The sequence below is a fragment of the Spongiimicrobium salis genome (assembly GCF_043678055.1).
Taxonomy (GTDB): Bacteria; Bacteroidota; Bacteroidia; order Flavobacteriales; family Flavobacteriaceae; genus Spongiimicrobium; species Spongiimicrobium salis.
Genome location: NZ_JBHEQA010000001.1, coordinates 1,292,172 through 1,298,171, shown reverse-complemented (window position 1 = coordinate 1,298,171; position 6,000 = coordinate 1,292,172). Strand labels below are relative to the sequence as shown.

Here is a 6,000-nt window from a genome sequence, read left to right as displayed (position 1 = left end):
TTAGAATCACTAGGTTTGTCTAAGAAACCCTCGAAGTGACAAAAGGCATTGCATATAAAATACTGTCCCCTTGAGGGGACTTTAGGGGTGTTTTTTTGGTGTGAGGGATTGGGTTTGAGGGATGAACAAGACGGTTTTTGTCTCTTCGAGCGCAGTCGAGAAGTTTTTATATGATGACATCTGAAGAGGTCTTGACCCTGTCTGCCGACAGGCAGGTGTGCTCGACCTGACAGCTATTCAATTGCACAGACTTCTCGATACATTTTTAGAATCACTAGGTTTGTCTAAGAAACCCTCGAAGTGACAAAAGGCATTGCATATAAAATACTGTCCCCTTGAGGGGGCTTTAGGGGTGTTTTTTTAGGAATGAGGGATGAGGATTGGATATGGATCTATCGTGCGAAATTGTAAACCTCTCTGAGCATGCATGGAATGACCGGTATCTTTTAATTATCTTAGTAGTTGTAGCCCCTTAGCGTTATTCCAGAAAAAAAGTAAAAACCACAACCAATGTCTATAGAACGACCCATACATCCTGATTTTTTGTACCATCTGAAATACAAAGACCAAAACGTGATCGATCTTTATAAGGGTTTACGAAGCTATATTTTGTCGCTGTGCCCCGAAAGTACGGAATTGCTGTACCATACCCATGCCCTTACTTCTTTATATACGGTTACCGAAAAAATGGGGGATGCCTTTTGCATGATACCGATCTATACACAACATTTAAATTTGGCTTTTTCCAAAGGAACTTTATTATCGGATACGGCTGGACTTCTTAAAGGAACTGGAAAATGGATGCGCCATATTCCCATAAAAACCGTTTCGGACTATGCGAATCCTGAGGTGGAAGGACTTCTCTATGAGGCTATCGCCTTGGCCAAGGAAGATGCAAAACCCCATGAGTTATCTACGGGACAAACCATTTCTAAAATCAAAAAATAAACCTTAATTCCCATCTAAAGCGAAACCCGAAAAGAAGATTCCTTTTCGGGTTTTTTATGTATTCATAGTGGTGGTCCGGGATTTTAAGATAGCTCCCAGCCCTTGCGGTACTCCCGCTTTACCCATTCATTGGCTTTATCATAATTGGTTACTTTCATATTTGGACCATCCCAAATGAGTTTACGTCTACCTGGATATCCAAAGGGATCCCAATCCCCTATTTTCTTCCCTTCTTTCAATACTTTATACTGATAAGCACGAATGGCAAGGTTCCCCATCAATACGGCTTCCGTTAATGGACCTGCCTTGGCAAAATCCGAAGAGGTCGAAGTTCCTTTTAAACAACCTTCTACCCAATTGTTCTGGTGTCCTTGGAAGCTACCCTCCACTCGTGGAAGATACGGTGTGGGAGCATTAAAGAGCTCCATGTTTTTGGAAGGGACCAGGCGCGCATTTTGAGAATAGGTGTCGGTAATCAGAATGCCTTTGGTGCCATAAAAGATACTTCCTCCACCACCGCTACCAATGGTTTCATCGTCCTTTAATTCATCAGGAATATCGGGTTTGATTCCCCCATCATACCAATTCAAGGCAATATCGCCATGAGCTTCGGTATTGAACTTTAAACGCACTATAGAGGAAGGAGGGCAGGAAGCGTTGTAATCGGCTTCTACAAAATCGCCCACCCAAGTAGTGGTACAACTGGCTTCGGCTTCGGTAGGATATCCAAGGTCTAAGACGCTAAAGGGGGTTTCCATAATATGACAGCCCATATCGCCCAAAGCTCCTGTGCCAAAATCCCACCAACCTCGCCATTTGAAGGGAAGGTAAGCGGCATTATAGGGTCGCATGGCTGCAGGACCTAGCCAAAGATCCCAATCCAGCTCCTTGGGAACGCGTTGTTTTCCCACCGGTGTTTTTACACCCTGAGGCCATACCGGCCTGTTGGTCCAACAATCTACCTTATAAATTTTGCCTATAACACCAGATTCTACCCATTCTCGAGCTTGTCTGCTGCCATCATCAGAAGCGCCTTGATTTCCCATTTGGGTGACAATACCATTTTCCCGGGCCACTCGGGTCATCAATCGGGCTTCGTGAATATTATGGGTTAAAGGCTTTTCTACATAGGCATGTTTTTTTGCACGCATAAAGGGTAGGGCAATAGTGGCATGCGTATGATCTGGAGTGGCTACCATAATGGCGTCCATCTCACTTAAATGCTTGTCATAGACCTTTCTGTAATCCTTATATAATTTTGTTTTGGGGTGCAATTCCCGGCTTCCGGCTACCATACGCTCATCCACGTCGCAAAAGGACACAAATTTTACTTTTCCGGTATTGGTCAATTCCCGGATAACGCCACCGCCGCGACCTCCGATACCGAAGGCGCCAACATATAAGGTATCACTGGGAGGTACATGATTTTTTCCCAGAACAAAACTAGGTACAATGGAAAATACGGCTGAAGAAGCCGCTGTATTCTTAATAAAGGTTCTTCTTTTCATTTTTTGCTGGCTGTTGTAATTCTCGACTGGAAGTTACAAAAAAAATGAACGCAAAGATGTACAGCTTTCCTGCTCTTGAGGGGTAGATTTATTCAGCTATTGCCCTCCCATTCCCGATAAAACTGATCGAGATATGCTTCCATGAAACGATGGCGTTCGGCGGCGAGTTGCTTTCCTGTTTCGGTATTCATTTTATCCTTTAACAAGAGGAGTTTTTCATAAAAGTGGTTGATGGTTGGCGCCGTGGATTTTTTATAGGCTTCCTTGGTCATATGCAAATCGGGGGCAATTTCCGGATCATATAATGCTCTGTTCTTAAATCCGCCATAGTTAAATGCCCTGGCGATACCAATGGCCCCAATGGCATCCAATCGATCAGCATCTTGAACGACCTTTAGTTCTAAGGAACTGAATTTTGAACGGGTATCTTGGGGAGAAGCCAAGCTAGATTTAAATGAAATGTTTTCAATGATCTGTACTACATGGTCAATACAAACTTGACCTAGAGCCATGGTATTGAGAAAATCTTTCGCTTTTTTTGGACCCACGGTTTCATCCCCATCGTGAAATTTAGCATCTGCAATATCGTGCAGCAAAGCAGCCAATTGTACGGTTAACGTATCTACCTTTTCGTATTGGGCAATGTGTAGGCTGTTGTTATAAACCCGTTGAATATGAAACCAATCGTGTCCGCCTTCGGCTCCTTCCAAAGTTTTTTTTACAAAGGCGATAGTTTTTGAGATGATAGGATCTTGATTCATTTAAACGAGTTTATACCTTCCTGTATTTGAGTTTCTATTGCAATCAGAAGCTCCTCCATATTTCCATTATTTTCCAAGGGCGGGTGGACATCAAAAGTAAGATGGTTCCCTACACCAGTAGGGTACTTACCATAGCGGAGCATTTTCCAGGAATTATTGATACTGATGGGCACGATCAAGGCCGAAGGGGCATTTTTCATTAATATCTTGAGTCCAGTAGTCTGAAATTTCTTGGGATGCCCGGTACGACTTCGGGTGCCTTCGGGGAAAATAACGGCACTGCGTTGATGTTTTTCAATGTATTTTCCCAATTTGGATATTTCCACCAAGGCCTGTCTACTGTCTTTCCTATCGATCAATACGGATCCGCCATGTCTTAAATTATAGGAAACGCTGGGAATGCCCTTTCCCAATTCTATTTTACTCACAAATTTAGGGTGATGTGCCCGCATATACCATATAATAGGAATGATATCGTACATGCTTTGGTGGTTGGCAACAATGATCAATGGTCTATCTGTTGGAATCTTATGTGGATTGTTAAAGCGATATCGCGTACCTACAAGATGGGTAGATCGCAATAAGGAAAGGTTTAATAAACTCACACTTCGTTTGTGCATTTCATAACCAAAAATATTGAAGGCAATCCACTGGATGGGATGAAATACGAGGAGGACCAATCCAAAGAAAAGTAGGAAAATGGGTGTTAGGAGATGTGCTAAAAGTTTTTGCATGTTGCAAAAATAAAAAACCACGCTTTTACAGCATGGTTTTTAGGTATAATCTTTAATAGGATCTAGCGATTTCTTGAAACGAACGCTTAGCAGAATTCGTTATACGCTTCCATTAGGTTTTCAGCAATCATTTCGGCCGGTCTTCCCTCAATATGATGGCGTTCGATCATGTGCACCAACTCACCGTCTTTAAAGAGCGCCATGCTCGGGGAAGATGGAGGAAAAGGAATCATCAAATTTCTAGCCGTATCTACCGCCTCATAATCCACTCCGGCAAATACCGTGGCCAAAGTAGAAGGGGTTTTATCGTTTTGAAGGCTCAATTTAGCGGCAGGCCGGGCATTGGCGGCGGCACATCCACATACGGAGTTTACAACCACCAAAGTGGTTCCTTCTTTATTGACAGCATTTTCGACTTCCTCAGCCGTATATAATTCTTGAAAACCGGCAGATGCCAGGTCTTCTCTCATAGGTTTTACTAATTCTGCAGGATACATAGTATTTTCTTTTAAATTCAATTGACGACAAATATAACTAATTTGTTGTATTTCAGGGGAGCACTTAACGTTTCCTTTAGGTTGTCATTAAAGCGGAATGCCATATCTTTGGACATTACAAATCGTTAAAAGTTTCAAATACCCATGATCAAATGGCTTGCGGCCCTTCTTGGATTTTCGGTTTTTAGATATCCGGGAGCTATTCTAGGCTTTCTTCTCGGCAGTTTTTTGGACAACCTTAATAGTAGTGGTGGATTAAAAGAAACCATTATGAGGGATGTCGTGCAACAGAAAGTGTCCCCGGCAGATTTTGAATTGAATTTACTTTCCTTATGCTCCATTGTCATCAAGGCCGATGGAACGGTAAGTCAAAGTGAAATGAACTATGTACGCCAGTATTTTGTGCAAACCTATGGCAAGGACAAAGCTAATGCGATATTTAGGACATTTAATGAGGTCATTAAAAAAAGAGAGATTTCTGCCCAACGAATCTGCAGTTATCTCAATCAGCGCACACGTTATGAAGTGCGTCTGCAATTGCTGCATTTTTTGTTTGGTATTGCACAGGCAGATGGGCAGGTAAGCGCTTCAGAGGTAAATAAAATACAGGAGATCGCTGGCTATTTTAGGGTAAATTCGCGAGATTTTGAAAGCATCAAAGCCATGTTTTTTGAAGCCACGGATACGGCCTATAAAATTTTGGAAATAGAACGTTCCGCTTCTGATGATGAGGTAAAGAAGGCGTATAGAAAAATGGCCAAAAAATACCATCCAGATCGGGTGGTCACCGAGAATGAAGCCATAAAGAAAGGGGCGGAAGAAAAGTTTAAAAAAGTGCAAAAAGCCTACGAAAATATCCAAAAGGAGCGTGGATTATAAAGGCGTACAACACCCTTAATCTTGATAGTATATGCTGGAAGACATTACATTTTACACCAAACTTGGGCTTGATCACGTGCTAGATTTCAATGCCTACGATCATATGTTGTTTTTGGCGGCCCTTGCCATTCCATTTACCTTTAAAAACTGGAAAAACGTCTTGGCATTGGTAACCGTATTTACCATCACACATTGTCTGTCCCTGGTACTTGCGGTATATGAGCTGATAGCTGTAAATGTCGAGGCCATAGAATTTGCCATTCCAATTACGATTATATTGACCTGTATTTTTAATCTTCGGTACGCTAAAGAAGGGCAGGGAGTACAACAGAAATGGTTTCATTTGGCTGCCACGGCTTTCTTTGGACTGATACATGGCTTTGGGTTTTCCAATTACTTTAAATTGATCATCAGTGGAGAAGAGGAAAAACTCATGCCTTTATTAAGTTTTGCATTGGGAATTGAACTGTCTCAAGTCCTGATTATTCTCGTAGTTTTATTGCTGACCTATGTACTACAGGATGTCATTGGACTAAGAAAAAAACGTTTTATCCAAATGGCTTCTTTTTTAGTTATCGCTGTAACGACCACAATCTTGGTCAAAATGTTCCTTTGATGGATTTTCACTTAAAATTAACCCTTTTAGGTTGTAAGGCAGCCTTAAAGCAGGTAT

Annotated in this window: 7 protein-coding genes; 3 read left to right on the top strand and 4 right to left on the bottom strand. The window is 42.0% G+C overall.

From position 1 onward, the window contains the following. Positions 1 to 510: 510 nt before the first annotated feature. On the top strand, positions 511 to 948 hold the full coding sequence (locus ACEXOE_RS05870; protein WP_394747808.1) for a DUF5655 domain-containing protein: 438 nt from the start codon (positions 511 to 513) through the stop codon (positions 946 to 948). A gap of 83 nt (positions 949 to 1,031) precedes the next feature. On the opposite strand, the gene ACEXOE_RS05865 is transcribed toward ACEXOE_RS05870, so the two are convergent. The 4 genes from ACEXOE_RS05865 to ACEXOE_RS05850 all read right to left on the bottom strand — a co-directional run bounded on the left by ACEXOE_RS05865 (position 1,032) and on the right by ACEXOE_RS05850 (position 4,448). After that, positions 1,032 to 2,456, bottom strand: a complete 1,425-nt coding sequence (locus ACEXOE_RS05865; RefSeq protein WP_394747807.1) for a Gfo/Idh/MocA family protein — start codon at positions 2,454 to 2,456, stop codon at positions 1,032 to 1,034. A 92-nt stretch (positions 2,457 to 2,548) separates the two neighbouring features. Further along, positions 2,549 to 3,217 carry an HD domain-containing protein gene (locus tag ACEXOE_RS05860; RefSeq protein ID WP_394747806.1) on the bottom strand — a complete coding sequence of 223 codons (669 nt, stop codon included), beginning with the start codon at positions 3,215 to 3,217 and terminating at the stop codon, positions 2,549 to 2,551. After that, complete coding sequence (locus ACEXOE_RS05855) at positions 3,214 to 3,951, bottom strand: lysophospholipid acyltransferase family protein (RefSeq protein ID WP_394747805.1); 738 nt, start codon at positions 3,949 to 3,951, stop codon at positions 3,214 to 3,216. The genes ACEXOE_RS05860 and ACEXOE_RS05855 overlap by 4 nt, the downstream gene beginning before the upstream one ends. Before the next feature lie 86 nt (positions 3,952 to 4,037). Further along, the gene (locus tag ACEXOE_RS05850; protein ID WP_394747804.1) at positions 4,038 to 4,448 is read right to left on the bottom strand and encodes a BrxA/BrxB family bacilliredoxin; all 411 of its coding nucleotides are present in this window, start codon (positions 4,446 to 4,448) and stop codon (positions 4,038 to 4,040) included. A 144-nt stretch (positions 4,449 to 4,592) separates the two neighbouring features. Between ACEXOE_RS05850 and ACEXOE_RS05845 the strand changes: the two genes are divergently transcribed. Together ACEXOE_RS05845 and ACEXOE_RS05840 are read left to right on the top strand one after the other, a co-directional pair. After that, a complete protein-coding gene (locus tag ACEXOE_RS05845; protein ID WP_394747803.1) occupies positions 4,593 to 5,327 on the top strand; it encodes a tellurite resistance TerB family protein in 735 nt (244 codons plus the stop codon). Between the two features lie 31 nt (positions 5,328 to 5,358). Continuing rightward, complete coding sequence (locus ACEXOE_RS05840) at positions 5,359 to 5,943, top strand: HupE/UreJ family protein (RefSeq protein WP_394747802.1); 585 nt, start codon at positions 5,359 to 5,361, stop codon at positions 5,941 to 5,943. Positions 5,944 to 6,000 lie beyond the last annotated feature (57 nt).

What these genes read in the sequence shown, in the direction of transcription:
- ACEXOE_RS05870 (WP_394747808.1), top strand. Translation starts at nt 511, where the DNA reads ATGTCTATAGAACGACCCATACATCCTGATTTTTTGTACCATCTGAAA.
- ACEXOE_RS05865 (WP_394747807.1), bottom strand. Translation starts at nt 2,456, where the DNA reads ATGAAAAGAAGAACCTTTATTAAGAATACAGCGGCTTCTTCAGCCGTA.
- ACEXOE_RS05860 (WP_394747806.1), bottom strand. Translation starts at nt 3,217, where the DNA reads ATGAATCAAGATCCTATCATCTCAAAAACTATCGCCTTTGTAAAAAAA.
- ACEXOE_RS05855 (WP_394747805.1), bottom strand. Translation starts at nt 3,951, where the DNA reads ATGCAAAAACTTTTAGCACATCTCCTAACACCCATTTTCCTACTTTTC.
- ACEXOE_RS05850 (WP_394747804.1), bottom strand. Translation starts at nt 4,448, where the DNA reads ATGTATCCTGCAGAATTAGTAAAACCTATGAGAGAAGACCTGGCATCT.
- ACEXOE_RS05845 (WP_394747803.1), top strand. Translation starts at nt 4,593, where the DNA reads ATGATCAAATGGCTTGCGGCCCTTCTTGGATTTTCGGTTTTTAGATAT.
- ACEXOE_RS05840 (WP_394747802.1), top strand. Translation starts at nt 5,359, where the DNA reads ATGCTGGAAGACATTACATTTTACACCAAACTTGGGCTTGATCACGTG.